The sequence below is a fragment of the Paracoccus sediminilitoris genome (assembly GCF_003259195.1).
Classification (GTDB): Bacteria; Pseudomonadota; Alphaproteobacteria; order Rhodobacterales; family Rhodobacteraceae; genus Paracoccus; species Paracoccus sediminilitoris.
Genome location: NZ_QJPK01000028.1, coordinates 20,828 through 45,618, shown reverse-complemented (window position 1 = coordinate 45,618; position 24,791 = coordinate 20,828). Strand labels below are relative to the sequence as shown.

The following is a 24,791-nucleotide window of genomic DNA, read 5'->3' as shown; positions in this document are numbered from 1 at the left end:
CACCGGCATCAGACGCACCCGCGTTTCATCGGCCAAGGTCTTCATCACCCGCCAATCGGTCTGCGAGGGGCGGCCCTGTTCGTGGTCGACCTTCTGGCGCGGGCGGTTCGGCCAATCGACCATCAACGGCAGGTCGACGCGTCCGGTCTTGGGCTGCAATCGGCCCCAGACCCGCGCGACATAGGATTTCTTGGTCTGGCGATCCTCGAATTGCTTGGACAGATGGCGCTGCGCATGGGGCGTCAGGCCAAAGACCATCACTCCGGACGTGTCCAGATCAAGCCGGTGGACCAGAAGGACCGTGGGAAAGGCGCGGCGCAGGCGGGCGATCAGGCAATCCGCGCGGTCATCCCCCCGCCCCGGCACCGACAACAGACCCGCCTGCTTGTCCACCACCAGGATTTCATGGTCGGCATGCAGGATGACCGGATCATCGGGCGGCGGTTGATAGATGAAACGTTCTTCAGTCATTTCGCCACAAGGCGGATCGCAAGGCCTGCGAACATCACGGCGGCGATCTTGTTGACCAGCCCCAGACGCTTGCCGATGACATGACCAGCGACCCCGCCCACGATGCCGTATCCCATCGTCACCAAGGTCCCGGTAAAGGCAAAGATCAGCCCCAGCCCCAGGATCTGCTGCCAGATCGGGCCCCAGGCGATGTTGGTGAATTGCGGCAGGAAGGCCAACATGAACAGAACCGGTTTGGGGTTCAGCGCATTGGACAGGAACCCCCGGCGGATGATGTTCCAGACCCGGACGCTGCCCCGCGCCGACGGGTCGATGTCGCCCGCGCGCCAGCTTTTCCACGCCAGCCACAGCAGATAGGCCGCGCCCGCGTATTTGATGGCGCGCAAGGCCTCGGGGTGGGCGGCGACGACGGCACCAAGGCCGATGGTGGCCAGCGTGACATGCATCAGCACGCCCAGGCCCACGCCGAAGCCCGCCCATGCGCCCGCGCGGGGGCCGCCCTGGATGCCGCAGGCGCTGGCAAAGAACACGTCCTGGCCGGGGGCAAAGTTCAGCACCAGCCCGCCCGCGATGAATGCCATCATCTGGCCCGCGGGAATGTTCATCAAGGTATCCCAGATCATCAGATGTCCTTTCGCACCCATGCAGGCGGCGCGCCCGCGACGTTTCGGATCAAAGCCGGCCGAAGACCTCGGCCAGCATGGAGGAAAGCGCATCGGCGTCGCTCTGGTCGAAGGCGTCCGGACGGTCGCTGTCGATGTCCAGCACCCCGATCAGCCGGTCGTCGCGCCCGATGACCGGCAGCACGATCTCCGACCGGGTCGAGGACGAGCAGGCGATATGGCCCGGGAAAGCCTCGACATCGGCGACGATCTGGGTCTGGCGCGTGCGGGCGGCGGCGCCGCAGACGCCCCGCGCGAAGGGGATGACCAGACAGCCGTGACCGCCCTGATAGGGGCCGATCTTCAGCAGATCGGGCGCCACGACCCGATAGAAGCCGGTCCAGTCGAAGCGGTCGTCCGAATGGTGCAATTCGCAGGCCATGGTGGCCATCAGGGCGACCTCGTCGGTCTCTCCCTCGGTCAGGGCCCGGATGCGGGCGGCAAGGTCTTGATAATCGCTCATGCGCCATCTCTACGACGGCGGCAGGGCGCGGAAAAGCCCGTCCCGCGCGGCCCGTGCAAATATCGGTCCCGCTTGCCCATTGCCCCGGCAACCGCTTGCCGCCAGTCTGCGCCCATGACGCTGAAGACCCGCATCCTGATCGTGATCCTGACGACGCAGCTGTTGCTGATCGGCGTTCTGGCCATGGGCAGCCTGGACCGGCTGCGCGGCGATATTGCGGCGGGCAGCCGCCTTGGGGCGCAGGCCGCGCGTCACCTGGTTCTGGCCACGATCGGCACGATGCAGGGCGCGGTGCCCCCCGACCGCATCATGGCGCTGCTGCCCGAACGCCTGAGCGAGCCCCCGAATGCCCGCATCGCGGTCCTGGACGCGCGCACCGGAACGCCGCGACGGCCCGCAGGCGTCATCGACCGGCCCGATGGCGCGCCGGGATGGTTCCGCGACCTTGTCGCGCCCAACGTGACCGAATCGCGGCTGCCCGTGGTCATCGCCGGACGTCCGCAGGGGATGGTCGTGATCTCGGGCGATCCGTCGCGCCAGATCGCGGTGGCATGGCGCGACATGCGCGATCTGATGGCGCTGGTCCTGGCTATGGCGGCGCTGCAGGGGGCGCTGGTCTGGTGGGCGGTGCGCCAGGCGCTGCGCCCCGTCACGGCCCTTGGCGCCCGCCTGTCCGAAATGACGCGCGGCCAGCTTGATGAGCGGATCGGTAGGCTGCGACAGCCCGATCTTGCGCCCTTGGCCCGCCACGTGGACCAGCTGGCCGACACGCTGGCCCAGGCCCGCCTGGACCGCCAGCGGCTGCAGCATCAGATCGTCAGCCGCGCCGATGCCGAACGCAAGGCAATCGCCCGCGACCTGCATGACGAGATGGGCCCCTGCCTGTTCGGCCTGCGCGTCGAGGCGGACGCCATGGCCACCGCCGCCCCCGATGCCGCCACCGCAGGTGCGGCCCGCCAGATCGCCGCGATCGCCGATCAGATCGGCCAGCTGAACCGCAACCTGCTGAACGACCTGCGGCCCATGGCGGTGGGCCAGCTGCCCTTGGCCACGGTGCTGGGCGATTTCGTCGACGACCTGTCCCGCCGCATGCCCGACATCCGCTTCCGGCTGGAGATCGCCGCGGGCCTTCCCGAACCCGACGAGGCGACCGCCCTGACCCTGTTCCGCATCGTGCAGGAGGGGACGACCAACGTGCTGCGCCATGCCGGGGCGCGGCAGGTGGTGATCCGGCTCTGGACCGATCCGGCGCATTGGCGCATGATCCTGACCGATGACGGGGTGGGCCTTGGCCCTGACCACCGCGAAGGCACCGGCCTGACAGGCATGCGCGAACGGATCACCCTTCTGGGCGGGACCCTTTGCATCGGCACCGAGGGCCGGGGAACCCAGCTGCAGGCCAGTCTGCCCCGTCCGACGACATCATGAATGGACCCTGACGTGACCAAACGCGCACTTGTGATCGACGACCACCCCATCACCCATCTGGGCGCCAGCCGCCTGCTGCGCGATCTGGGCTATGATCATGTGGGCCAGGCCATGTCCGGCGAGGAGGCCCTGACGCAACTGCAGGACCAGCCCCCGCCGGACCTGATCGTTCTGGACATCAGCCTGCCCGGTGCGGGCGGGCTGGATCTGGTGGCGCCCCTGCGGGAACGGGCGCCGGATGCGCGCATCCTGATCTTTTCCATGAACGACCAGACGGGGTTCGCGGCCCGCGCGTTGCAGGAGGGCGCGCAGGGTTTCCTGTCCAAGAACGCGCCGCCTGCGGATTTCCGTCAGGCCGTCACCACGCTGGAGGCGGGCGAGTTTTATCTGGACCCCCGTCAGGCCATGGCGCTGGCCACGCTGCGGGCGGGGGCGGCGGATGACCCCCTGGGGGCGCTGTCGGACCGCGAAAGGCAGGTGCTGGCGTTGATCGGGCAAGGTCATGGGCTGCAGACCATCGCGGATCGGATCGGGGTCAGCTACAAGACGGCGGCGAACACGTCATCGGCCCTGAAAAGAAAGCTGGGCGTGGACGGGATCAACGGCTTGATGAAATTCGCGCTGGATAGCGGCGTCTGAAGCAGGAGAGATGCGATGCTGGCATGGTTCGGCCTTGATGAAACCGCCGCCCCCGGTGCCGCCGACCGCCTGATCGCGGATCTGGCCCGCGATCTGCAGGCGCGCGGCCTACGGATCGCGGGGGCGGTGCAGACCAACCACGACCTGGGCCCCGATTGCGCCTGCGACATGGACATGCAGGTGATCGGCGACGGGGCGGCCCCGGTGCGGATTTCGCAATCGCTTGGGGCGGGCGCCTCGGGCTGTCGGCTGGATACCGGCGCGCTCGAGGAGGTCGTGGCCCGCACCGCCCCGACCCTGCCCGGTGCCGATCTGGTCGTCATCCCGAAATTCGGCCGGCAGGAAGCGATGGGACGCGGTTTTTACAGCCTGATCGCCGAGGCCGCCGCCGCGGGCCAGCCGGTCGTCCTCTATGTTCCGCGCCAGCAGCGCGCGGCCTTTCTGGCGTTTGCGGGCGGGCTGGCGGTCGAACTGGCACCCGGCGACGTCGCGGGTTGGTGCCTGGAACAGGCGGCGGCGCTGTCATGACCCATGTCGATGCGCGGGGGCTTTTGTGCCCGCTGCCGGTGCTGCGGCTGCGCAAGGCCCTGATGGCGGTAGCGCCGGGGGACCAGGTCGTGATGGTCGCATCCGATCCGATGGCGGTGGTCGATGTGCCGCATTTCTGCGGGCAGTCGGGTCATGCCATGGTGGCACAGCGCGACCTGCCTGACGGTGCGCATGAATTCACGGTGCAACGGGGGCACGCCGCCCCGCCCCCCGAGGATATTTGAGCACGAACGATGAACCTGTCCTTCATGTCCACCCGCAAGCGCCTGACCGATCTGTCCGAGCGCGAGATCCTGGCCCTGGCCATCGCATCCGAGGAGGATGACGCCCGCATCTATCGCAACTGGGCTGATTTCCTGCGGGCCGATTATCCCGCCACCGCCGCCGTCTTCGAGGGCATGAGCGCCGAGGAGGACGGCCACCGTCGCCAGCTGATCGATGCCTTTGCCGCGCGGTTCGGCGACGCGATCCCGGTGATCCGGCGCGAACATGTGGCGGGGTATTTCACCCGTCGCCCCGCTTGGATGATGCAGAATCTGTCGTTGGAAACCATCCGCGCCGAGGCGGCGGGCATGGAACGCGACGCCGCCGATTTCTATGCCCGCGCCGCCCAGCTGAGCCATGATGCCGGGACGCGCAAGCTGCTGGGCGATCTGGCCGCCGCCGAACGCGGCCACGAAAACCGTGCCCACGAACTGACCGATCAGCATCTGGGTGACGACGCCCGCGCCGACGAGGATGCCGTGGCGCATCGCGATTTCGTGCTGACCTGGGTGCAGCCGGGACTGGCGGGGCTGATGGATGGCAGCGTGTCCACCTTGGCGCCGATCTTTGCGGTGGCCTTTGCCACGCAGGACCCCTGGACCACCTTTCTGGTCGGGCTGGCCGCCAGCATCGGCGCGGGCATCAGCATGGGCTTTACCGAGGCCGCATCCGATGACGGCGTCATCTCGGGTCGCGGATCGCCATTGAAGCGGGGCCTGTCCTCGGGGGTGATGACGGCGGTGGGCGGCCTGGGGCATGCGCTGCCCTATCTGATCCCCGATTTCTGGACCGCCACCACCATCGCCATCATGGTCGTCTTCGTCGAGCTGTGGGCCATTGCCTGGATCCAGAACCGCTGGATGCAGACCCCCTTCTGGCGGGCCACCTTGCAAGTGGTCGTGGGCGGTGGTCTGGTGCTGGCTGTGGGGGTGCTGATCGGTTCCGGATGACGCCCCCGGCAACGGGGACCATTGGATTGACCGAGATTTTCCTGAAGACGCTGCCCTTTTTCGGGCTGATCGGATTGGGCTGGGCCGCTGCCGCATCGCGGTTCTTTCCGCCCGAGGCAGCCGCGTGGCTGACGAAATTCGTCTTCTACTTCGCGCTGTCGGCCATGCTGTTCCGCTTTGCGGCGGGGCTGGACTTGGGGGCGCTGTTCGACCTGCGCTTCGTTCTGGCCTATCTGGCGGGATCGACCCTGGTCTGGGCGATCGGCATGGCGGTGGGCCGGTGGCGCGGCCTGCCCCTGCCTGATGCCGCGATGGAGGCGCAATGCTGCATGACCGGCAACACGGGCTTTCTGGGCGTGCCGATGCTGGTCGTGCTGCTGGGCGAACGCACCGTGGGGCCGGTGCTGATGGTGCTGACCATCGACATGCTGGTCTTTTCCACGCTGATCACGCTGATCATCCATGGCGCGCGCCAGGGGGGACTGCGCGGGGCGGCGATCCTGCCGGTGCTGCGCGGGGTGGCCGCCAACCCGATGATCCTGTCGATGGTGGCGGGACTGTCCTGGTCGCTGCTGCATCTGCCGATGCCGGGGCCGCTGGACGAATTCCTGACCATTCTGGGACAGGCCGCCACGCCCGGCGCGCTGTTCGCAATCGGGGCCAGCCTTGCGGGGCGGCAGCTGCGGCGGATGGCGACGTCGGGGTGGCTGGGTTTCGCCAAGCTGGTGCTGCATCCCCTGGCCGTGGGCGTTGCGGCCCTGCTGCTGGCTGTCGAACCCTTCTCCGCGGGGGTCATGATCGCGGCGGCGGCCCTTCCGGTCGCGGGCAACGTCTATATCCTGGCCCAGCATTTCGGGGTGGGCCAGCAGCGGGTGTCGACCGCGATCCTGATCTCGACCGCGTTCAGCATCGTCACCATTCCACTGGTGATCGGGTTGATCGCCGCCTGATCGGGCCTCTCGACCCCGGCGGGGTGGCGGGCTATCCCCATCAGGTCACTTTGAGGGAGGAGACCCGGACATGCGCGGCATCGCGGACCTGACGCTGGAAAACATCGTGCTGGAGGTGGACGAGGATGACATCGCCACCGTCACGCTGAACCGACCCGCCAAGCGCAACGCGCTGGATGCCGCCACGATCGAGGAACTGGTCGACATCTTTTCGACCCTACCCCGCGCGGGCGTGCGCGCGGTGATCCTGCGATCCAACGGCGATCATTTCAGCGCCGGACTGGACTTGGTGGAACATCACCGCGAAAACCGCAATGCCAGCGATTTCATGCATCTGTGCCTGCGCTGGCACGAGGCATTCAACAAGATGGAATATGGCGGCGTGCCGATCATCGCCGTGCTGAAGGGCGCGGTCGTGGGCGGCGGGCTGGAACTGGCCAGCGCCGCCCATATCAGGGTCGCGGGGCCGGACACCTATTTCGGCCTGCCCGAGGGCCAGCGCGGGCTGTTCACCGGCGGCGGGGCCACGATCCGCGTGGCGGACCTGATCGGCAAGGCGCGCATGATCGACATGATGCTGTCGGGGCGGCTCTATCGCGGGACCGAGGCTGTCGATGTCGGGCTGTGCCAGTACTTGGTCGAGGATGCCGAGGCCAAGGCGTGGGACATCGCGCGGGCCGCCGCCAAGAACCCGCCCTTGTCGAATTTCGCCATCTGTTCCGCCATCAGCCACATGCAGAACATGAGCGCCCTGGATGCCGCCTATGCGGAGTCAGTGGTCGCGGGGGTGGTAAACACCCAGGATGCCGCGCGCGAACGGCTGGCGGCCTTTGCCACAGGATCCGCCACCAAGATAAAGCCCGTTGACTGAAGGTAGGATCGCCACGTCGTCGGCCATTGAGGCCGACGCCGCGGCGGCGCATGCGCCGGCCTCGATGGCCGGCTCATGCGCTCTCTCGCTACCGGTGGTGCATCAGGTGATCAGGCGCATCGCGGCCCAACCCACGCCGCCCAATGCCCCCAACCCCAACAGCGTGAACAGCCCATCCCGCGCCAGCATTCCGAAGGCAAAGAGGCAGACCACCACCCCCATCAGTGATGACGTAAAGGGAACCAACTCCAGCAGAGGCATCGTCAGACCGCACAGCAGACAAATCAACTGCGTCACCCAGAGGAACGGCCGGTGGACAAGCAGTCGCAACCGTTCCTTGGTGATGCGGTCCAGAAACCGTGCGGGTTTCTTCATCCAATCAGTCGCCTTGCGCACCCGCTGCGTGCTCAGATGCTTGCGCATCAGGAAGTCCGGCAACCAGATGTGATCGCGCTGGATCACCATCTGCATTGCCACCAAAGCGATCGTCAGACCGCAGATCGACGAGAATAGCGGCACCCCTGACAGAGGCGACACGACCGCTAGTGCCGGGATCATCATGTTGGGCAGGAAGGACGTCTGACCAAGGGCCTGAACGATCTGCGCCACGCTGGTCTGATCGCCATCCGAGGCATGGCTGACCCTCTCGACCAGATCCGTGATGCTGATATGGTCGGTCATGCTGCCTCGGTCTGTTGGGGAATGTCGCGCGTCAACGCGGTGGCCCCCGGACGGTTTCCCTAGCCGCGCAAAGCCTTGGTCAGTTCGCGGTCCAGCGCCTGCAGGAACCTTGCGCGATCGGCCTTGCCGAAGGCCGCGCCGCCGCCCTGCATGAAGGGATTGGCGGCCCGCAGATCGGCCATCAGGTCGCGCGTGGCAAGCCGTCCGCCGATATTGGCGATGGTCAGCGGCTCTCCGTCGTGGCGCAGGACGCGGGCGCCCGCCTTGAGGCAGCGATCGGCCAGGGGCAGGTCGCCGGTCACGACGACATCGCCTGGCCCGCAATGTTCGGCGATCCAGATATCGGCGATATCGGGACCCTCGGGGACGATCTGCAACGTCACGAAGGGGTTCTGCGACGGGCGCAGCCCGCCATTGCAGACCAGTACCATGGGAACGCGCAGCCTGGTGGCCACGCGTTCCGCCTCGGATTTGACGGGGCAGGCATCGGCGTCGATGTAAAGCGTCGTCATCCCTGCCCCCTTTCGCGATCAGTCGCGCAGCAGTTCATTGACCGAGGTCTTGGAGCGCGTCTGCGCATCCACCCGCTTGACGATCACCGCGCAATAGAGATGCACGCCGTTCTTCGAGGGCATTGAGCCCGACACGACGACCGAACCCGCGGGGACTTCGCCATACATGACTTCGCCCGTTTCACGGTCGACGATCTTGGTCGATTGGCCGATATAGACGCCCATGCCCAGCACCGCGCCTTCGCGGATGATGCAGCCCTCGACCACCTCGGAGCGGGCGCCGATGAAGCAGTTGTCCTCGATGATGGTGGGGCCCGCCTGCAGGGGTTCCAGCACGCCACCGATGCCGACGCCGCCCGACAGATGGACGTTCTTGCCGATCTGCGCGCAGCTGCCGACGGTGGCCCAGGTGTCGACCATCGTGCCTTCGCCCACATGGGCACCCAGGTTCACGAAGGACGGCATCAGCACCGCGTTCTGGCCGATGAAGGCGCTGCGGCGTACGATCGAACCGGGGACGGCGCGAAAGCCCGCCTCGCGCCACTGGTTGTCGCCCCAGCCGTGGAATTTCGACGGCACCTTGTCCCACCAGTTGCTGCCCTGCGGGCCGCCCGACATTTCTTCCATGTCGTTCAGACGGAAGGACAGCAGCACGGCCTTCTTCGCCCATTGGTTCACATGCCAGTCGTCACCGCGCTTTTCGGCCACGCGCAGTTCGCCGCTGTCCAGCTGGGTCAGGGTCTGTTCGACGGCCTCGCGCACGGGTCCGGTGGTGGCATTGTTGATCTGGGCGCGGTTTTCCCACGCGGCTTCGATGGCGGTTTCCAGGGCTTGGGTCATGATGGCCTCTCTTGGATCGGGTGTGCGGGTGGAAAACGTCTTGGTCGGGCTATAAGCATCGGGGAAAGCCCGCGCAATCCGCGCGTGGCCGCAGATGAGGCCATGGATGACCGACACGCCCAAAGACGACCACGTTCACGCCCTTCCCCACAGCGATCAGGACGTGGCGCGGGCAAGGCGCACGCCCGACACGCCCCAGACCCGCGCGCCGTCCTATCGGCTGGCCTTCACCGACACCGACTTCATGCTGCGCGACGAATTGCGCCCCGTCCGCCTGCAGCTGGAACTTTTGAAGCCGCAGATGATCATGGACGAACATGGCATCGAATCGACCGTAGTAATCTTTGGCGGTGCGCGCATTCCCGCCCCCGACCGCGCCGATCAGGCCCGCACGCCGGAACTGGCGGCGCTGTCGCAATATTACGAACAGGCGCGCCTCTTTGGCCAGAAGATGACCGAACGCAGCCTGGCCAGCGGCGGGCGCGATTTCGTCATCTGCACCGGCGGCGGCCCCGGCGTGATGGAGGCGGGCAACCTGGGCGCCGAACAGGCGGGCGGGGAATCCATCGGCTTGGGGATCGTGCTGCCGCACGAGCAGGCCCCGAACGCGCATGTGACGCCGGACCTCTGCTTCAACTTCCACTATTTTGCGATCCGCAAGATGCATTTCCTGATGCGTGCCTGCGCGATCACGGTCTTTCCGGGCGGGTTCGGCACCTTCGACGAATTATTCGAGACGCTGACTTTGATCCAGACCGGCCGCATGGCCCGCGTGCCGGTCCTGCTGTTCGGCAAATCCTTCTGGGAAGAGATCATCAACTGGAAGGCCTTGGCCCGCGCCGGAACCATCAGCGATGCCGACCTGGACCTGATCCACTATGTCGAGACCGCCGAGGAGGCCATCGCGATCATCGACGGCTGGTCCGACCCCGCGGGCTAGGCGGCTTCCGGGGCGGGGCGGCGGCGCATCAGCATCAACATGACCCCCGTCCCGACCAGAAGCCCCGCCAGCAGGAAGCCCTGCGGCAGCGGTTCGGCAAAGATCCACAGCGCGCCTGCAGCCCCGGTCAGGGCAGCGACCGGACCCAACAGCGACAGCGTCACCGGCCCGCCAAGGCGCTGAAGCTGGAAGAAGGCGATGTACTGGATGACGAAGACGGCGATGTCGACGCCCAGCAGGTGGCGCAACGCTCCCTCATGCCACAGCGCGGCGGGTGATCCGTCCATCAGGGCCGCCACCGGCACGCAGGCCAGCCCGCCCATTAGCAGCGTCAGCCCCGACAGCGTCAGCGGGCGCGCGCCTTTCGGCCAATAGCGGCTGCGGAAGATGTTGCCGCCCGCGATTACCACCGGCATCGCCGTCGCCGCCAACAGCCACAGCGTCGCATCCGAAGGCAGCTGCGTCAGCTTGGACGTCGCGATGATCAGGCCCCCGATCAGCCCCAGCCCCACGGCCAGCGTGCGGCGGCGATCGGCGCCTTCCAGCCCGATCAGCCGGGCCAGCGCCCAGGTCAGCAGGATCGGAAAGGCGAAGGTCATCGAGATGTAGCCCGCCCCCACATGCGACACCGCCAGATAGCCAAGCGCGGTTGGTCCCGCCAGCAGCGCCCCCGCCCCAAGGGCGAAGACCAGCATCGGTCGCATGTCCTGCCCCTGGCCCAGCACCTGGGCCAGCACCAGCTGCGCCAGACCGCTGCCCGCCAGCACCGCGCCCAGGAACCAGATCATCGGCGCCCCGGCATCGGATGCCATCCGCGAAATCAGGATGGTGACCGCCAGCGCGGCCCCCGCCGTCACCAGGCATCCCAGCATGACGATGCGCGCTTGCAGGTCGGTCATTGAAACACCTCGCCTCCGGGGGGTAATGTCTTGATGGAAAGTATCTTGATGGAAAGACATATGCCCGAAAAGGATCGCGCTGCCAAGGCCGCCGCATCATGGCGCCGCGAACGTCCCGATCTGGATGTCGAGGCGATGGAAATCATCGGCCGCCTGAATGAACTCTCCGCCCTGATCACCCGCGACCATCTGCAGCCGGGATTTGACCGATTCGGGCTGCAGGGGGGGGAATTCGACGTGCTTGCGACGCTGCGCCGCGCGGGCGCGCCCTATCGGCTGACGCCAACCGCGCTTTACGAGGCGACGATGCTGAGTTCGGGGGGCATGACGGCGCGGCTGGACCGGTTGCAGGCGCGCGACCTGATCCGACGCGAACCCAACCCCGATGACCGCCGTGGGACGCTGGTGGGTCTGACGGAGGCGGGGCTGGCGCTGATCGACCGCGCCATCGGACCCCATGCGGAGAACGAGACGCGGCTGCTGTCGGCCCTGACCGGTGACGAACGCGCGCAGCTAAACGGCCTCTTGGCCCGACTGCGCGCGGTGCTGTGATCAGCCGGCGGCTTCGGCGGCGATGGCGGCGGCGGATTTGCGGCCGCGTTCGGTCGCCGATTTCAGCTGGCCACAGGCAGCCATGATATCCTCGCCCCGCGGGGTGCGGATGGGGCTGGCATAGCCGGCATTGTGGACGATGTCGGCAAAGGCATGGATGCGATTATTGCTGGACCGCTTGTAGGGCGCACCGGGCCATTCGTTGAACGGGATCAGGTTGATCTTGGCGGGAATGCCCTCGATCAGCTTGACCAGACGGTATGCATCCTCGTCGCTGTCGTTCACCCCGGCCAGCATCACGTATTCGAAGGTGATGCGTTCGCTGTTCGTCAGCCGCGGGTATTCGCGCAAGGCGTTCAGCAGGGTCTCGATATTCCAGCGCTTGTTGATGGGCACCAGCTTGTTGCGCACTTCGTCGGTGGTGGCATGGAAGCTGACGGCCAGCAGGCAGCCGATTTCCTGCGCTGTGCGGGCGATCTCGGGGACGACACCGCTGGTCGACAGGGTGATGCGACGGCGCGACAGCGACAGGCCCTCGTTGTCCATGACGATCTTCATCGCGTCACGGACGTTTTCGAAATTGTACAGCGGCTCGCCCATGCCCATCAGGACCATGTTGCTGATCAGGCGGGTTTCGTCCTTTGGCGCACCCTGAACGGGCCATTCGCCCAGATCGTCGCGGGCCAGCAGCAATTGGCCGACGATTTCACCAGCAGTCAGGTTGCGGACCAGCTTCTGCGTGCCGGTATGACAGAAGGAACAGGTCAGCGTACAGCCCACTTGGCTGCTGACGCACAGCGTGCCGCGGCCTTCCTCGGGGATATAGACCACCTCGACCTCGTGCCCGCCGGCGATGCGGACCAGGTACTTGCGGGTGCCGTCGGTGCTGACCTGACGGGACACGATCTCGGGCAGGGTGATCTCGAATTTATCGGCCAGCAGCTGGCGATAATCCTTGGCCAGGTTCGTCATCTGCGCGAAATCGCGCACGCCCCAGTGATAGATCCACTGCCAGACCTGCCCGACGCGCATCTTGGCCTGACGTTCGGGGGTGCCTGCTGCGACCAAAGCGTCGTGCAACTGGTCACGGGTCAGACCGACGATGTTCATGCGGCCCGATTCGGGCAGCTTGCGGGGGATGGTCAGAACATCCTGCGTGATCGGGGCGGACATGACGATACCTGAGTTTGGGTGAAACGACGCAGATATGCCAGACGGGGCCGGAAATCAACCAGCCCCGCCCGATCGTGATGGAACCGTGGGGGATATCCCCCAAGGTCGCCTTACTTGCAGCGTTCGCGCGCCGTGTTCGTCGCGGCGGTGATGCCCGACAGGCTGAACGTGTCCTTGGTGGTCGTGCCACGCGACGAACGGCCCGTCACGACGGCGGCCGAACCCGCACGCAGCGCGCTGATGATCGCCTGATCATCCGAGGGGCTGCCCGTCCAGGCGCTCTCGCCTTCGGTGAACAGGTTGAACTGGCGACCGCCGATATCAACCTCGACCGTCGAATCGGGCGCGAAAGGATAGCCGCCAGTAAAGGACAGCTCGCCCTCCTGACCCGGACGATAGGCGACGTAAAGCCGGATATCCCCACGGGCCACTTCGGTCGGCTGACCGTCCTTGGTGTTGATCGTCGATTTGGGCGGGGACACCGCCCAGCATTCGCGGGGGTTGTCGGCGGCAAAGACCGTCCAGTCCCCTTCCGTCGCCACGACGTTGTTGGATTCCTGTGCCATCGCCGTACCAAGTCCGCCGATCAGGACAAGACTTGCACCGATGCCGCGCAGCGTAGTTTTCATCATGCTCTGGCCTCCTGACATTCATTTCGCCACTTCGATCGGCGTTGTTCCCGATTGCTGTGGTCTTTTCAACCGTCTCTCGTCAGGATAGCGAAAATCGCGGCCCCCGAAAGGGTGCACGATGCAAATCGCGCAATTGTCAGGGAGAATTTGCGTATGCGGTCTGCGGACATGATCGAATTGTGGCGTGGCGACCTGAGGGAAAGCCTGCACCGGGGCCATGCCGTCATCTGCGACGCCCATGGCCTGGTCGAAGCCTGGGGCCAGCCAAGCCGCACGATCTTTCCGCGATCATCATGCAAGATGATCCAGGCGCTGCCCCTGGTGGAAAGCGGGGCGGCGGATGCGGCCGGGCTGACCGACCGGCAGCTGGCGTTGGCCTGCGCCAGCCATTCGGGATCGGCGATGCACGTCCAGGCGGTGCGCGACTGGACCCGCGCGCTGGATCTGTCCGAGGACGATCTGCGCTGCGGCACCCACATGCCCCGCGACCCCGACGAGAACCGCCGCCTGACCTGTTCGGACGAAAGCCCCTGCCAGTTCCACAACAATTGTTCGGGCAAGCATGCGGGTTTCCTGACGCTGAATCGCCATCTGGGCGGCGGGCCGGACTACATCGACCCCGACCACCCCGTCCAGCAGGCCGTCAAGGACGCCTTCGAAGATGTGACCGGCGAAACCAGCCCCGGTTACGGCATCGACGGATGCTCGGCCCCGAACTGGGCCTGTTCGCTGGAAGGACTGGCCCGCGCCATGGCGCGCTTTGCCAATCCTGGCGACGACACGCGCGGCCGCGCCATGCGTCGACTGACCGACGCGATGCGCCACCATCCCGACATGGTGGCGGGGGCGGGCCGGTCCTGCACCCTGCTGATGGAGGCGATGGACAACAAGGTCACCGTCAAGACCGGGGCCGAGGGCGTCTTTGTCGCCATCCTGCCCGAACAGGGTCTGGGCGTCGCGCTGAAGATCACCGACGGCGCCACCCGCGCCAGCGAAGCGGCCATCACCGCACTGCTGATCCATCTGGGCGTGCTGGACGCTCAGCACCCGATTGCGGGCAAATTGCTGAACAGCCCCATCGTCAATTGCCGCGGGATCGTCACGGGCCGCATGTGCACCGCCGACGCCTTTCCGCACTGACCCGTCACAAAACCGTCGCGCAAACATGGTTTCATCACGGGCACAAGGTCCCCGCCTTGCCTGTCCCGTATCATGACCGGCGCCCTCTTGGCAGAGAGGGCGCCGCGACCATTCACAGCATCTGCCAGATCAGCCGCAGCGCCAGGATGGTTGAGGTTGCGACCAGCAGCGGCTTGATCAGCCGTGATCCAATTCGCGTGGCCAGCCGCGCCCCCAGCGCCGCCCCCGCGATCTGCGCCAGACCCATGCAGATCCCCAACCCCCACAGCGGATTGCCGACCAGCGCAAAGGCCGCCAGCCCGCCCAGGTTCGAGGCGAAGTTCAGCATCTTGGTATGGGCGGTGGCCTTCAGCACGCCGTATCCGGCCAGGGTGACGAAACCGATCATGTAGAAGGCCCCCGCCCCCGGCCCGATCAGCCCGTCGTAAAAGCCGATCAGCGGCACGATGGCAATCGCGAAGGCCAAGGGCGTCAGGCGGCGCGTGCGGTCCAGATCGTCAAGGCCGGGCTTCAGCGCAAAGAACAGCGCGATGGCGATCAGCACCACCGGCAGGATCAGCCGCAGCCCATCCGTCGGGATCCAGCTGACCAGCGCCGCGCCCGCGGCCCCCGCCGCCCCCGCGATCAGCGCCGACCGCCATTGGCTGCGCAGGTCGACCAGCCCCTTTGCGGCATAGCTGACGGCGGCGGTCGCGGCGCCGAACACGCCCTGCACCTTGTTGGTGGCCAAAGCCTGCGCGGGCGGAATGCCCGCCAGCATCAGGACGGGCACGGTGATCAGCCCGCCACCGCCCGCGATGGCATCGACGAATCCCGCCGCAAAGGCGGCGCCGACCAGCAGGATCAGCAATTCGATAGTCAGGTCCAGCATCATGCACCACGCTTGCGGGACGGGCGGCCCAAGGGGCGCGCGTCGAAAGTCGGTCGGGGTCGGCTCAGGCTGTTACGAAATCGGCCTGCGCATAGCCCTGAAGATACAGCAGCGCCGTCAGATCGCCGTGGTTGATGCGGATATGCGCCTGAGCGGCCACCGCTGGCTTGGCATGCAGCGCGACACCCGATCCGGCCATCTGGATCATGCCCAGATCATTCGCCCCGTCGCCCACTGCCATCACGTCCTGCGCCGTCAGGCCGAATCGGTCGATAATACGCTCCAAGGCCTCGACCTTGGCCTCGCGGCCCAGAACGGGCAGTGCGACATGGCCGGTCAGCACGCCGCCATCGGCCAGCAGGACGTTGGCGCGGTGTTCGTCGAAGCCCAACTGTTCGGCCACCGCTGAGGTGAAGGCCGTGAACCCCCCCGAGACCAGTGCCGCATGTGCGCCATGCGCGCGCATTGTGGCGACAAGTTCCCGCCCGCCCGAGGCCAGCGTGATGCGGTTTTCCAGCACCTGCTGGATGACGCCTTCATCCAGCCCCGCCAGCAGCGAGACGCGCTCGATCAGGGCCTCGTGGAAGTCCAGCTCGCCGTTCATGGCGCGGGCGGTGATCTCGGCGACGCGGGTGCCGACGCCCGCGAAGTCGGCCAGCTCGTCGATGCATTCCTGGTCGATCATGGTCGAATCCATGTCCGCCAGCAGGACCTTCTTGCGGCGGCCCTCGACAGGCTGGACGACCATGTCGATGCCGATGGCCTGTAGTTCCGACCAGACCTGATCAATGTCGACGGGCGTCTCGGGGATGTCGAATTCGGCGGCGATACCCGGGGCCAGCCAGCGCGGATCCGAGCCCTTCCACCTCGCGGAAATTCCCTGCGGCAGATCGCCGTCCAGGTTGGCGGCGGCAGGGGCGGCAATCAGCGAGACGGTGAACATGGCGGTTCCTTCGTTGGGCTGATCCGGGGTGTAGATCAAAGATTTTGCTTGCGCCAGAGAGCGACGCCCACTAAGTCCGACGGCGGGACACCCTTCCCCAACGAAGGGCTTTTAGCTGGAAGGCTAGTCACATGACCGAACTGAAGACCCCGGCAACGCGGCCGGCAAACCCGCGCTTTTCTTCGGGCCCCTGCGCCAAGATCCCCCAATACAATCTGGACATGCTTGCCGACGCGCCCCTGGGCCGTTCGCATCGCGCCGCAATCGGCAAGTCGAAGCTGGCCGAGGCCATCGACCTGACCCGCGAGGTCCTGAACGTTCCCGCCGACTACCGCATTGGCATCGTCCCCGGTTCCGACACCGGCGCGGTCGAGATGGCGATGTGGACCATGCTGGGCGCCCGCCCCGTGGAAATGCTGGCCTGGGAAAGCTTCGGTGAAGGCTGGGTCACGGATGCCATGAAACAGCTGAAGCTGGACGCCACCGTCCGCAAGGCCGATTACGGCCATATCGTCGATTTCGCCGAGGTCGATTTCAACAAAGACGTCGTCTTCACCTGGAACGGCACCACCAGCGGCGTGCGCGTGCCCAATGGCGATGCGATCCCCGCCGACCGTCAGGGCCTGACCATATGCGACGCCACCAGCGCCGCCTTTGCCATGGACCTGCCTTGGGACAAGTTGGACGTCGTCACCTTCAGCTGGCAGAAGGTGCTGGGCGGCGAAGGCGCACACGGGATGCTGATCCTGTCGCCCCGCGCGGTCGAGCGTCTGGAAAGCTTTACCCCCGACCGTCCTCTACCGAAAATCTTCCGCCTGACCAAGGGCGGCAAGCTGATCGAGGGCATCTTCAAGGGCGAGACGATCAACACGCCCTCGATGCTGGCCGTCGAGGATTACCTGGTCGCGCTGAAATGGGCGCAGTCGCTTGGCGGCGTGTCGGGCCTGATCGCCCGCGCCGATGCCAATGCCAAGGCGGTGCGCGATTTCATCGCCGACAAGGATTGGATCGCAGACCTTGCCGCCGATCCCGCGACCGCATCGACCACCAGCGTCTGCCTGAAGTTCACCGACCCGGCCATCAAGGACGGCGCTGCCTTTGCAAAGGCCGTGGCCAAGCGGTTGGACAAGGAGAACGTTGCGCTGGACGCGGGTGCCTATCGCGATGCGCCCGCCGGTCTGCGGATCTGGTGCGGATCGACGGTGGAAGCCAGCGACGTGGAAGCCCTGATGCCCTGGATCGAATGGGCCTATCGCGCTGAACTGGCCGCGTAATAAGCCGGACCGTCCGGGGGCGAGCCCCCGGACCCCCGGGGTATTTTTCCAAAGAAGAAGCAGGATGTCAGCGTGGCCAAGCCCGGACGTCCCCAGACAAGGATAGACCACATGCCCAAGGTTCTCGTTTCCGACAAGCTTTCCGAAACCGCCGTCCAGATCTTTCGTGATCGTGGCGTCGAGGTCGACTACATGCCCGATCTGGGCAAGGACAAGGAAAAGCTGGCCCAGGTGATCGGTCAGTATGACGGACTGGCGATCCGCTCGGCCACCAAGGTCACCGACAAGCTGCTGGAGGCCGCGACCAATCTGAAGGTCATCGGCCGCGCCGGTATCGGGGTCGACAACGTCGACATCCCGGCCGCCAGCAAGAAGGGCGTGATCGTTATGAACACGCCCTTCGGCAACAGCGTCACCACCGCCGAGCATGCCATCGCCATGATGTTCGCCGTCGCCCGCCAACTGCCCGAGGCCAGCGTCAGCACCCATGCTGGCAAGTGGGAAAAGAACCGCTTCATGGGGGTCGAGCTGTTCAACAAGACCCTGGGCGTGATCGGCGCGGGCAATATTGGTTCGATCGTGATCGACCGGGCGCTTGGGCTGCACATGAAGGTCGTGGCCTATGACCCCTTCCTGTCCGAGGAGCGCGCCAAGGAACTGGGCGTCACCAAGGTCGAGCTGGACGAGCTGCTGGGCCGCGCCGATTTCATCACCTTCCACGTGCCGCTGACCGACAAGACCCGCAACATCATGTCGCGCGACGCCATCGCCAAACTGAAGCCGGGCGTGCGCATCATCAACTGTGCCCGCGGCGGCCTGGTCGATGAGGACGCGCTGGCCGAGGCCCTGAAGGAGGGTCGCGTCGCCGGGGCGGCCTTCGACGTCTTCGCGGTCGAACCCGCCACCGACAGCCCGCTGTTCAACCTGCCCAACGTCGTCGTCACCCCGCATCTGGGTGCCGCCACGACCGAAGCCCAGGAGAACGTGGCCCTGCAGGTCGCCGAGCAGATGTCGGATTATCTGCTGACGGGCGCGGTCGAAAACGCGCTGAACATGCCTTCGGTCACCGCCGAAGAAGCCGCCGTCATGGGGCCGTGGATCAAGCTGGCCTCGCATCTGGGGGCCTTTGTCGGCCAGATGACGGACGAGCCGATCAAGGCGATCAACGTGCTTTACGACGGGTCGGTATCGGGGATGAACCTGAACGCACTGAACGCGGCCGTCATCGCGGGCGTGATGAAGGCGACGAACCCGGACGTTAACATGGTTTCGGCCCCCGTGATGGCCAAGGAACGCGGCGTGCAGGTCGCGACCACACGCCAGGACAAGGCCGGCGCCTATGAGGGTTACATCAAGCTGACCTGCGTGACCGCCACACGCGAACGGTCCATCGCGGGCACCGTTTTCAGCGACGGCAAGCCGCGCTTCATCCAGATCCGCGGCATCAATGTCGATGCCGAGGTGGGTGAACACATGCTGTACACCCGCAACAAGGACGTTCCGGGCGTCATCGGCCAGCTGGGCATGACCCTGGGGGATCTGGGTGTGAACATCGCGAACTTCACGCTTGGCCGTTCGGCCAATGACAAGGACGCCATCGCCATCCTGTACCTGGACGAAGCGATCAGCGACGAGGCCCTGGCCACGCTGCAGAACACCGGCAAGTTCCTTCAGGCCCGCCGTTTGCAATTCGAGGTTTGACCTGAACGCCGCGCGCCCTTACCCAAGGGCGCGCGGCATGCCTGCCTTGCCGCCCGCCACGACAAGGATGACAGGATGCGACTTTACGCGATCGGCGACATTCACGGACAACTGGATCTGCTGAAGGCCGCGCATGGGCGCATCTTCCGCGATGGCGGGCGCGATGCCACCATCGCCCATGTGGGCGACCTGATCGACCGCGGCCCGGATTCCGCAGGCGTGGTCGAATACCTGATGAAGGGGCGTGCGGATGGCCGGCCCTGGATCGTGACCCGCGGCAACCACGACCGCTTTTTGCCGAAATTCATCGACGATCCGGACTGGATCGATCCGGGCCTGTCCTCGGGTGCGCATTGGGTCGATCATGCGGGGCTGGGGGCGGCGGCGACGCTGGCCTCCTATGGGGTCGATCCCGACATGCCGCGCGATGCGGTGCTGCGCGACACCCGCCGTGCCGTCCCCCGGTCGCATGTGCGGTTCCTAGCAACGCTGCCACTGTGGTATTTGCACCCCCGCGCGCTGGTCGTGCATGCGGGCATCCGCCCCGGGGTCGATCTGCAGGCCCAGGACGAAAGTGACCTGGTCTGGATCCGCAAGGGTTTTCTGGACAACGATATCGATCACGGCCCTCTGGTCGTGCATGGACATACCGCGCTGGATCGGCCCATGCTGCATCGCAACCGGTTGAACATCGACAGCGGCGCCGCCTATGGCCGCGAACTGACCGCGGTCGTCATCGACGATGACGGCGTGCATGTGCTGACGGAAACGGGCCGCGTGCCCATGATGATGGAATAGATGATGCGCAGAATTGCCGCCGCGATCGCCTTGGCCGCCCTTCCCCTGACCGCCGCCGCCGAGGAGGTCGCCCGCGTGGGCGTCGATTGGGTGGGCAACGACGTGATCGTCGAGGCGATCCACGACCCCAAGGTGTCGGGCGTGACCTGCCACCTGGCCTATTTCAGCCGTTCGGTCCTGGACCGCCTGAGCCAGGGCAACTGGTTCGAGGATCCCTCGAACAGTGCCATCCAATGCACGCGGACCGGCCCCATCGACCTGTCGCAGATCGACACCGGCGATGACGGCGAACAGGTGTTCAGCGAAGGCCGGTCACTGATTTTCAAGTCGCTGCGCGTGCGGCGGATCTATGACGCGGAGAACCGGGTGTTGATCTATCTGGCCCACAGCGCCGAACTGTCCGAAGGGTCTGCCAAGATGTCGCTGGCGACCGTTCCCCTGGCCCAGGACGACAAGGCCCCCTGATGGCCCGGCCGTCATGCACCGGTCATCTGGTGGACAGAATCGCCCAAGCCAGCTAGAAGGCCCGCTGTCTTTCAAGGATATCGGACTTTGACGATGGATGCCCCCTCTATGCCGGTTGCAAGCCGCAGCGCCAAATACAGCCTGGGCCAGGTGGTCAAGCATCGCAACCGCCCCTTTCGGGGGGTGATCTTCGATGTCGATCCGGAATTCGCCAATACCGACGAATGGTACGATTCCATCCCCGAAGATGCGCGTCCCGACAAGGATCAGCCCTTCTACCACCTCTTTGCCGAAACCGAGGCGACCTATTACGTGGCCTATGTCTCGGAGGGGAACCTGGAACCGGATGCGTCCGGGGAACCGCTCGACCACCCCGAGGTCGACGAGATGTTCGGCGCCTTCGAGGATGGCCGCTATCATCTGGCGGCCCACGTCAACTAGACGCGTTCAGCCCTCTCCGTCCGCGGAAAAAGGGATGTTGAACGCCAGATAATTCCGGCTTTCGCGCCGGTAATAGCACAGCGCCTGCGTCAGGTCCTGGATCAGGAACCAGCCGAAGCCGCCTTCGGGCAGGTCATCGGGAATGGCGGCGGGCAGGCTGCGCGGCAGCACGCATTCGTCGGGCAGCGAAGTGCCGTCATCGGTCAGCGCGCAGGCCAGCCCCCCATTGTGGCGCACCACGCACAGATGGATCACCGGAACGCGGCGCGGGCGTTCCTTACCGGTTGGCGCATGTTCGGCGACGTTGTTCATCAATTCGGCCAGCACCAGCTCCAACCGGCCCAAGGTGTCGTCGCCGACATCACGCGCAAAACGGCGGCGCACGTCCATCAGCGTGGCGCGGACGATCATCGGCTGCGCGTTCAGCACGCGGTGGAACATCGGCTGCCCGGGCACGTCCTTGAAGCCCACCGCGCCGGTTTGTCGGTCTTCGTGTGCTGTCATTCGCGGATATCCTTGCCAGTGGCATCTGCCCGGATGTCGAAGACGCTGTCCATGCGCGTCAGCCGGAACACGCGTTCCACATTCGGCGTCATCGCGCAAAGCACCATCGCCAGGTTGGCCGGCAGGCTTTTTCGGACGGCGATCATCGCGCCCAGTCCCGAACTGTCCATGAAATCGACCGCCGCCATATCCAGATGAACGGGCTTGCGGTTCTTCATCACGATCTCTCGCAGCTTGTCCTTGAAGGGGGTGGCAATGGCCGCGTCGATCCGCGTCTCGGTCACCTTGATCTGCAGATGGGTTGCGGCATCTTCGACGATGAACTTCATGGGGCGGCCTTCCTTGGTGTTTCCAAGCTGACTAGACGCAAAAGGTTACGATCCGGTAAGCGTGGACCCAGGGGAGGACACCATGAACGACAGACAGGTCTATGTGCTGGGTGCCGCGCGCACGCCGATGGGCGGGTTGCAGGGTGCATTTGCGGGCGTCACGGCGCCGCAACTGGGGGGAACCGCAATCGCTGCGGCGTTAGCGCGGGCCGGGGTGGGGCCGGACGCACCGCAGGCGCTCTATATGGGATGCGTGCTGCCGGCGGGCTTGGGACAGGCACCGGCACGCCAGGCGGGCTTTGCAGCAGGGATGCCCGAATCGGTGCCCGCCACCACGCTTAACAAGATGTGCGGGTCGGGGATGCAGGCCGCGATGATGGCCTGCGACGCGATCCGCGCGGGCAGCGCCGACCTGGTCGTGGCGGGCGGCATGGAAAGCATGACGAACGCCCCCTATCTGCTGCCCAAGATGCGCGGGGGCGCAAGGCTGGGCCATGGCCAGGTCATCGACCACATGTTCCTGGACGGGTTGGAGGATGCCTATGACAAAGGCCGCCTGATGGGTACCTTGGCCGAGGATTGCGCCTCCGAATTCGCCTTCACCCGCCAGGCGCAGGACGAATTCGCCTTGGCCAGCCTGACCCGCGCCCTGTCGGCCATCGAAACCGGCGCCTTTGCCGCCGAGATCGCCCCCGTGACCGTTCCGGGCCGTGGCGGCGACAGCGTGATCGACACCGACGAACAGCCCGGCAAGGCCCGCCCCGACAAGATCCCGCAGCTGAAGCCCGCCTTCCGCAAGGATGGCACGGTGACGGCCGCCAACAGCAGCTCGATCTCGGACGGAGCGGCGGCGCTGGTGCTGGGCACGCGCGCGGATGGCGCGATCGCCCGCATCATAGGCCATGCGAGCCATGCCCAGGCCCCGGGCGATTTCCCGACCGCCCCCGTCCCCGCCGCTGAAAAGCTGCTGGCACGGATCGGCTGGACCCGCGACGATGTCGATCTGTGGGAGGTGAACGAGGCTTTTGCCGTCGTGCCCATGGCCTTCATGGCGCGCATGGGTGTATCCCATGACAGGGTCAACGTGAATGGCGGGGCCTGCGCGCTTGGTCATCCGATCGGCGCGTCGGGGGCGCGGATCATCGTGACGCTGATCCATGCCCTGCAGGCCCGCGGGTTGAAACGCGGTGTCGCCGCCATCTGCATCGGCGGCGGCGAGGGTACGGCCCTGGCCGTGGAACTGGCCTAGGACTGCTTCGAAAACGGGCAGAGCGTGCATGCTCTGCCTGATTCCACCTCGGGGCGGCGGGGGGATTGCGGAACCAACGGGCATGGCGGACGGTTCGAATATGGACTTGCCGCAAAGCTTCGGGATCTGATGTTTGCGCAAGACCCAAAAAGAACATGCGTCAGGCAGTGGGGGAATGATGAGTTATTACAATGAAATGTTCGAGGGCGACCAGGTCCGCGACCCCTATGCGCGTCTGCAAGAATGGGTGCAGACCATGCCCGACGATTTCCGCCAGATGAAGCAGGCCGAGGCCGAGGCGCTGTTCCGACGCATCGGCATCACCTTCGCCGTCTATGGCGAAGGCGGTGATCCCGACCGGCTGATCCCCTTCGACATGATGCCGCGCGTCTTCGAACAGGCCGAATGGCGCAAGCTGGAACGCGGCATCAAGCAGCGCGCCCGCGCCCTGAACGCCTTCCTGCGCGACGTTTATGGCCGCGGAGAGATCGTCCGCGCCGGCCGCATTCCCGCGCGCCTTGTCTATCAGAACGAAGCCTATGAGAAATCCGTGGTCGGCATCGTGCCGCCGCGCGGCGTCTATTCCCACATCATCGGCATCGACCTGGTGCGGACCTCGAAGGACGAGTTCTATGTCCTTGAGGACAATTGCCGCACGCCCTCCGGTGTCAGCTACATGCTGGAAAACCGCGAGATCATGATGCGCATGTTCCCGCAGCTGTTCCGCAAGAACCGGATTGAGCCGGTGGACCAGTATCCCGACCTGTTGCGCCGCACGCTGGAATCGGTGGCCCCCGCCAAGTGCAATGACCGCCCCACCTGCGTGATCCTGACGCCCGGCCATTACAACAGCGCCTATTACGAACACAGCTTCCTGGCCAACCTGATGGGGGTTGAATTGGTCGAGGGGCAGGATCTGTTTGTCGATGGTGATTTCGTCTATATGCGCACCACCACCGGCCCGCGGCGCGTCGACGTCATCTATCGCCGCATCGACGATCCCTATCTGGACCCTCTGTGCTTCCGCCCCGACAGCATGCTGGGCATTCCCGGTCTGATGAACGTCTATCGTTCGGGCGGCGTGTCGATCTGTTCGGCCCCTGGCGCCGGCGTGGCCGATGACAAGGCGATCTATACCTTCGTTCCCGAAATGGTCCGGTTCTATCTGGGCGAGGAGCCGATCCTGAACAACGTCCAGACCTGGACGCTGTGGAAAGACGACGACTACCGATATGTCATGGAACACCTGCCCGAACTGGTCGTGAAGGAAGTCCATGGATCGGGCGGCTATGGCATGCTGGTCGGCCCGAAATCCACCAAGGAGGAGATCGAGATCTTCCGCGCCAAGATCCAGGCCAACCCGTCGAACTATATCGCCCAGCCCACGCTGGCACTGTCCACCTGTCCGACCTTCGTCGAGGAAGGCATCGCACCGCGTCACGTGGACCTGCGCCCCTATTGCCTGTGCGGCGACCGGATCGAGCTGGTGCCGGGCGGTCTGACCCGCGTGGCCCTGCGCGACGGCAGCCTTGTCGTGAACTCGTCCCAGGGCGGGGGCGTCAAGGACACTTGGGTGTTGTCAGAATGAGGGGACGTTCCA

At 65.8% G+C, this 24,791-nt stretch carries 30 protein-coding genes; 17 read left to right on the top strand and 13 right to left on the bottom strand.

The annotated features are described in order from the left end of the window. The 3 genes from DKT70_RS15675 to DKT70_RS15665 all read right to left on the bottom strand — a co-directional run. A partial coding sequence (locus DKT70_RS15675) for a pseudouridine synthase (RefSeq protein WP_111560018.1) occupies nucleotides 1-471 on the bottom strand: 471 nt, incomplete at its 3' end. After that, entirely contained in the window at nucleotides 468-1,094 is a 627-nt protein-coding gene (locus tag DKT70_RS15670; protein ID WP_111560017.1) for a LysE family translocator, read from the bottom strand. The genes DKT70_RS15670 and DKT70_RS15675, both read right to left, overlap by 4 nt. A gap of 49 nt (nucleotides 1,095-1,143) precedes the next feature. Continuing rightward, nucleotides 1,144-1,596, bottom strand: a complete 453-nt coding sequence (locus DKT70_RS15665; protein WP_111560016.1) for a GAF domain-containing protein — start codon at nucleotides 1,594-1,596, stop codon at nucleotides 1,144-1,146. A 114-nt stretch (nucleotides 1,597-1,710) separates the two neighbouring features. On the opposite strand from DKT70_RS15665, the gene DKT70_RS15660 reads away from it, so the two are divergent. The 7 genes from DKT70_RS15660 (at nucleotide 1,711) to DKT70_RS15630 (ending at nucleotide 7,247) form a co-directional block, all read left to right on the top strand. Continuing rightward, complete coding sequence (locus DKT70_RS15660; RefSeq protein WP_158530087.1) at nucleotides 1,711-3,024, top strand: histidine kinase; 1,314 nt, start codon at nucleotides 1,711-1,713, stop codon at nucleotides 3,022-3,024. A gap of 12 nt (nucleotides 3,025-3,036) precedes the next feature. Further along, nucleotides 3,037-3,663 (top strand): response regulator, encoded by a 627-nt coding sequence (locus tag DKT70_RS18680; RefSeq protein WP_158530085.1) that lies wholly within the window; start codon nucleotides 3,037-3,039, stop codon nucleotides 3,661-3,663. A 15-nt stretch (nucleotides 3,664-3,678) separates the two neighbouring features. Further along, complete coding sequence (locus tag DKT70_RS15650) at nucleotides 3,679-4,191, top strand: DUF2478 domain-containing protein (protein ID WP_111560013.1); 513 nt, start codon at nucleotides 3,679-3,681, stop codon at nucleotides 4,189-4,191. Further along, nucleotides 4,188-4,436, top strand: coding sequence for a sulfurtransferase TusA family protein (locus DKT70_RS15645; RefSeq protein WP_111560012.1), 249 nt, complete (start codon nucleotides 4,188-4,190; stop codon nucleotides 4,434-4,436). Before DKT70_RS15650 ends, DKT70_RS15645 begins: the two co-directional genes overlap by 4 nt. A gap of 9 nt (nucleotides 4,437-4,445) precedes the next feature. Continuing rightward, nucleotides 4,446-5,426, top strand: coding sequence for an iron exporter MbfA (gene mbfA / locus DKT70_RS15640; protein WP_111560011.1), 981 nt, complete (start codon nucleotides 4,446-4,448; stop codon nucleotides 5,424-5,426). A 26-nt stretch (nucleotides 5,427-5,452) separates the two neighbouring features. After that, the gene (locus DKT70_RS15635) at nucleotides 5,453-6,376 is read left to right on the top strand and encodes an AEC family transporter (RefSeq protein ID WP_111560010.1); all 924 of its coding nucleotides are present in this window, start codon (nucleotides 5,453-5,455) and stop codon (nucleotides 6,374-6,376) included. 70 nt (nucleotides 6,377-6,446) lie between these two features. Further along, nucleotides 6,447-7,247 carry a crotonase/enoyl-CoA hydratase family protein gene (locus tag DKT70_RS15630; protein WP_111560009.1) on the top strand — a complete coding sequence of 267 codons (801 nt, stop codon included), beginning with the start codon at nucleotides 6,447-6,449 and terminating at the stop codon, nucleotides 7,245-7,247. 102 nt (nucleotides 7,248-7,349) lie between these two features. On the opposite strand, the gene DKT70_RS15625 is transcribed toward DKT70_RS15630, so the two are convergent. The 3 genes from DKT70_RS15625 to dapD are packed head-to-tail and all read right to left on the bottom strand — an operon-like array spanning nucleotide 7,350 to nucleotide 9,283. Then, nucleotides 7,350-7,928, bottom strand: coding sequence for an exopolysaccharide biosynthesis protein (locus DKT70_RS15625; RefSeq protein WP_111560008.1), 579 nt, complete (start codon nucleotides 7,926-7,928; stop codon nucleotides 7,350-7,352). A 59-nt stretch (nucleotides 7,929-7,987) separates the two neighbouring features. Next, nucleotides 7,988-8,440, bottom strand: coding sequence for a YaiI/YqxD family protein (locus DKT70_RS15620; RefSeq protein WP_111560007.1), 453 nt, complete (start codon nucleotides 8,438-8,440; stop codon nucleotides 7,988-7,990). Between the two features lie 18 nt (nucleotides 8,441-8,458). After that, nucleotides 8,459-9,283 carry a 2,3,4,5-tetrahydropyridine-2,6-dicarboxylate N-succinyltransferase gene (dapD, locus tag DKT70_RS15615; RefSeq protein ID WP_111560024.1) on the bottom strand — a complete coding sequence of 275 codons (825 nt, stop codon included), beginning with the start codon at nucleotides 9,281-9,283 and terminating at the stop codon, nucleotides 8,459-8,461. A gap of 103 nt (nucleotides 9,284-9,386) precedes the next feature. Between dapD and DKT70_RS15610 the strand changes: the two genes are divergently transcribed. Further along, complete coding sequence (locus DKT70_RS15610) at nucleotides 9,387-10,220, top strand: LOG family protein (RefSeq protein WP_111560006.1); 834 nt, start codon at nucleotides 9,387-9,389, stop codon at nucleotides 10,218-10,220. On the opposite strand, the gene DKT70_RS15605 is transcribed toward DKT70_RS15610, so the two are convergent. Then, nucleotides 10,217-11,119 (bottom strand): EamA family transporter, encoded by a 903-nt coding sequence (locus tag DKT70_RS15605; RefSeq protein WP_158530083.1) that lies wholly within the window; start codon nucleotides 11,117-11,119, stop codon nucleotides 10,217-10,219. The two genes, DKT70_RS15610 and DKT70_RS15605, sit on opposite strands and share 4 nt — an antisense overlap. 48 nt (nucleotides 11,120-11,167) lie before the next feature. Between DKT70_RS15605 and DKT70_RS15600 the strand changes: the two genes are divergently transcribed. Continuing rightward, nucleotides 11,168-11,671, top strand: coding sequence for a MarR family winged helix-turn-helix transcriptional regulator (locus tag DKT70_RS15600; RefSeq protein WP_233490616.1), 504 nt, complete (start codon nucleotides 11,168-11,170; stop codon nucleotides 11,669-11,671). Here DKT70_RS15600 and rlmN read toward each other — a convergent pair whose 3' ends face one another. Together rlmN and DKT70_RS15590 are read right to left on the bottom strand one after the other, a co-directional pair. Continuing rightward, the gene (gene rlmN, locus DKT70_RS15595) at nucleotides 11,672-12,844 is read right to left on the bottom strand and encodes a 23S rRNA (adenine(2503)-C(2))-methyltransferase RlmN (RefSeq protein WP_407672226.1); all 1,173 of its coding nucleotides are present in this window, start codon (nucleotides 12,842-12,844) and stop codon (nucleotides 11,672-11,674) included. 110 nt (nucleotides 12,845-12,954) lie between these two features. Then, on the bottom strand, nucleotides 12,955-13,473 hold the full coding sequence (locus DKT70_RS15590) for an invasion associated locus B family protein (protein ID WP_111560023.1): 519 nt from the start codon (nucleotides 13,471-13,473) through the stop codon (nucleotides 12,955-12,957). Nucleotides 13,474-13,644: 171 nt separating this feature from the next. Between DKT70_RS15590 and DKT70_RS15585 the strand changes: the two genes are divergently transcribed. Further along, complete coding sequence (locus tag DKT70_RS15585) at nucleotides 13,645-14,616, top strand: asparaginase (RefSeq protein WP_407672225.1); 972 nt, start codon at nucleotides 13,645-13,647, stop codon at nucleotides 14,614-14,616. 112 nt (nucleotides 14,617-14,728) lie between these two features. Here the strand turns inward: DKT70_RS15585 and DKT70_RS15580 are convergent, their stop codons facing one another. Both DKT70_RS15580 and serB read right to left on the bottom strand, forming a co-directional pair. Further along, entirely contained in the window at nucleotides 14,729-15,487 is a 759-nt protein-coding gene (locus DKT70_RS15580; protein ID WP_111560022.1) for a TSUP family transporter, read from the bottom strand. 64 nt (nucleotides 15,488-15,551) lie between these two features. Next, complete coding sequence (gene serB / locus DKT70_RS15575; RefSeq protein WP_111560001.1) at nucleotides 15,552-16,430, bottom strand: phosphoserine phosphatase SerB; 879 nt, start codon at nucleotides 16,428-16,430, stop codon at nucleotides 15,552-15,554. A 131-nt stretch (nucleotides 16,431-16,561) separates the two neighbouring features. On the opposite strand from serB, the gene DKT70_RS15570 reads away from it, so the two are divergent. The 5 genes from DKT70_RS15570 (at nucleotide 16,562) to hspQ (ending at nucleotide 21,109) form a co-directional block, all read left to right on the top strand. Beyond that, the gene (locus tag DKT70_RS15570) at nucleotides 16,562-17,704 is read left to right on the top strand and encodes a phosphoserine transaminase (RefSeq protein ID WP_111560000.1); all 1,143 of its coding nucleotides are present in this window, start codon (nucleotides 16,562-16,564) and stop codon (nucleotides 17,702-17,704) included. Between the two features lie 111 nt (nucleotides 17,705-17,815). Further along, nucleotides 17,816-19,405, top strand: a complete 1,590-nt coding sequence (gene serA / locus DKT70_RS15565; RefSeq protein WP_111559999.1) for a phosphoglycerate dehydrogenase — start codon at nucleotides 17,816-17,818, stop codon at nucleotides 19,403-19,405. 75 nt (nucleotides 19,406-19,480) lie between these two features. Then, nucleotides 19,481-20,203: a metallophosphoesterase gene (locus tag DKT70_RS15560; RefSeq protein ID WP_111559998.1), complete on the top strand. Its 723-nt coding sequence runs from the start codon at nucleotides 19,481-19,483 to the stop codon at nucleotides 20,201-20,203. A 3-nt stretch (nucleotides 20,204-20,206) separates the two neighbouring features. Then, on the top strand, nucleotides 20,207-20,668 hold the full coding sequence (locus tag DKT70_RS15555) for a CreA family protein (RefSeq protein ID WP_111560021.1): 462 nt from the start codon (nucleotides 20,207-20,209) through the stop codon (nucleotides 20,666-20,668). A gap of 93 nt (nucleotides 20,669-20,761) precedes the next feature. Further along, entirely contained in the window at nucleotides 20,762-21,109 is a 348-nt protein-coding gene (gene hspQ / locus DKT70_RS15550) for a heat shock protein HspQ (protein WP_407672224.1), read from the top strand. Between the two features lie 6 nt (nucleotides 21,110-21,115). Here hspQ and DKT70_RS15545 read toward each other — a convergent pair whose 3' ends face one another. Continuing rightward, the gene (locus tag DKT70_RS15545; RefSeq protein WP_111559997.1) at nucleotides 21,116-21,613 is read right to left on the bottom strand and encodes an ATP-binding protein; all 498 of its coding nucleotides are present in this window, start codon (nucleotides 21,611-21,613) and stop codon (nucleotides 21,116-21,118) included. After that, nucleotides 21,610-21,942: an STAS domain-containing protein gene (locus tag DKT70_RS15540; protein ID WP_111559996.1), complete on the bottom strand. Its 333-nt coding sequence runs from the start codon at nucleotides 21,940-21,942 to the stop codon at nucleotides 21,610-21,612. The genes DKT70_RS15545 and DKT70_RS15540 overlap by 4 nt, the downstream gene beginning before the upstream one ends. An 82-nt stretch (nucleotides 21,943-22,024) precedes the next feature. On the opposite strand from DKT70_RS15540, the gene DKT70_RS15535 reads away from it, so the two are divergent. Then, nucleotides 22,025-23,191, top strand: a complete 1,167-nt coding sequence (locus DKT70_RS15535) for an acetyl-CoA C-acyltransferase (RefSeq protein WP_111559995.1) — start codon at nucleotides 22,025-22,027, stop codon at nucleotides 23,189-23,191. A gap of 175 nt (nucleotides 23,192-23,366) precedes the next feature. Further along, the gene (locus DKT70_RS15530; RefSeq protein ID WP_111559994.1) at nucleotides 23,367-24,779 is read left to right on the top strand and encodes a circularly permuted type 2 ATP-grasp protein; all 1,413 of its coding nucleotides are present in this window, start codon (nucleotides 23,367-23,369) and stop codon (nucleotides 24,777-24,779) included. The last annotated feature ends 12 nt before the right edge of the window (nucleotides 24,780-24,791 follow it).

What these genes read in the sequence shown, in the direction of transcription:
- DKT70_RS15605 (WP_158530083.1), bottom strand. Translation starts at nt 11,119, where the DNA reads ATGACCGACCTGCAAGCGCGCATCGTCATGCTGGGATGCCTGGTGACG.
- DKT70_RS15585 (WP_407672225.1), top strand. Translation starts at nt 13,645, where the DNA reads ATGATCGAATTGTGGCGTGGCGACCTGAGGGAAAGCCTGCACCGGGGC.
- DKT70_RS15570 (WP_111560000.1), top strand. Translation starts at nt 16,562, where the DNA reads ATGACCGAACTGAAGACCCCGGCAACGCGGCCGGCAAACCCGCGCTTT.
- DKT70_RS15645 (WP_111560012.1), top strand. Translation starts at nt 4,188, where the DNA reads ATGACCCATGTCGATGCGCGGGGGCTTTTGTGCCCGCTGCCGGTGCTG.
- DKT70_RS15530 (WP_111559994.1), top strand. Translation starts at nt 23,367, where the DNA reads ATGATGAGTTATTACAATGAAATGTTCGAGGGCGACCAGGTCCGCGAC.
- DKT70_RS15660 (WP_158530087.1), top strand. Translation starts at nt 1,711, where the DNA reads ATGACGCTGAAGACCCGCATCCTGATCGTGATCCTGACGACGCAGCTG.
- hspQ (WP_407672224.1), top strand. Translation starts at nt 20,762, where the DNA reads ATGGATGCCCCCTCTATGCCGGTTGCAAGCCGCAGCGCCAAATACAGC.
- DKT70_RS15625 (WP_111560008.1), bottom strand. Translation starts at nt 7,928, where the DNA reads ATGACCGACCATATCAGCATCACGGATCTGGTCGAGAGGGTCAGCCAT.
- DKT70_RS15545 (WP_111559997.1), bottom strand. Translation starts at nt 21,613, where the DNA reads ATGACAGCACACGAAGACCGACAAACCGGCGCGGTGGGCTTCAAGGAC.
- serA (WP_111559999.1), top strand. Translation starts at nt 17,816, where the DNA reads ATGCCCAAGGTTCTCGTTTCCGACAAGCTTTCCGAAACCGCCGTCCAG.
- DKT70_RS15610 (WP_111560006.1), top strand. Translation starts at nt 9,387, where the DNA reads ATGACCGACACGCCCAAAGACGACCACGTTCACGCCCTTCCCCACAGC.
- DKT70_RS15540 (WP_111559996.1), bottom strand. Translation starts at nt 21,942, where the DNA reads ATGAAGTTCATCGTCGAAGATGCCGCAACCCATCTGCAGATCAAGGTG.
- DKT70_RS15620 (WP_111560007.1), bottom strand. Translation starts at nt 8,440, where the DNA reads ATGACGACGCTTTACATCGACGCCGATGCCTGCCCCGTCAAATCCGAG.
- serB (WP_111560001.1), bottom strand. Translation starts at nt 16,430, where the DNA reads ATGTTCACCGTCTCGCTGATTGCCGCCCCTGCCGCCGCCAACCTGGAC.
- rlmN (WP_407672226.1), bottom strand. Translation starts at nt 12,844, where the DNA reads ATGTCCGCCCCGATCACGCAGGATGTTCTGACCATCCCCCGCAAGCTG.
- DKT70_RS15590 (WP_111560023.1), bottom strand. Translation starts at nt 13,473, where the DNA reads ATGAAAACTACGCTGCGCGGCATCGGTGCAAGTCTTGTCCTGATCGGC.
- DKT70_RS15535 (WP_111559995.1), top strand. Translation starts at nt 22,025, where the DNA reads ATGAACGACAGACAGGTCTATGTGCTGGGTGCCGCGCGCACGCCGATG.
- DKT70_RS15580 (WP_111560022.1), bottom strand. Translation starts at nt 15,487, where the DNA reads ATGCTGGACCTGACTATCGAATTGCTGATCCTGCTGGTCGGCGCCGCC.
- DKT70_RS15600 (WP_233490616.1), top strand. Translation starts at nt 11,168, where the DNA reads ATGGAAAGACATATGCCCGAAAAGGATCGCGCTGCCAAGGCCGCCGCA.
- DKT70_RS15555 (WP_111560021.1), top strand. Translation starts at nt 20,207, where the DNA reads ATGCGCAGAATTGCCGCCGCGATCGCCTTGGCCGCCCTTCCCCTGACC.
- DKT70_RS15650 (WP_111560013.1), top strand. Translation starts at nt 3,679, where the DNA reads ATGCTGGCATGGTTCGGCCTTGATGAAACCGCCGCCCCCGGTGCCGCC.
- mbfA (WP_111560011.1), top strand. Translation starts at nt 4,446, where the DNA reads ATGAACCTGTCCTTCATGTCCACCCGCAAGCGCCTGACCGATCTGTCC.
- DKT70_RS15560 (WP_111559998.1), top strand. Translation starts at nt 19,481, where the DNA reads ATGCGACTTTACGCGATCGGCGACATTCACGGACAACTGGATCTGCTG.
- DKT70_RS15630 (WP_111560009.1), top strand. Translation starts at nt 6,447, where the DNA reads ATGCGCGGCATCGCGGACCTGACGCTGGAAAACATCGTGCTGGAGGTG.
- DKT70_RS15670 (WP_111560017.1), bottom strand. Translation starts at nt 1,094, where the DNA reads ATGATCTGGGATACCTTGATGAACATTCCCGCGGGCCAGATGATGGCA.
- DKT70_RS15665 (WP_111560016.1), bottom strand. Translation starts at nt 1,596, where the DNA reads ATGAGCGATTATCAAGACCTTGCCGCCCGCATCCGGGCCCTGACCGAG.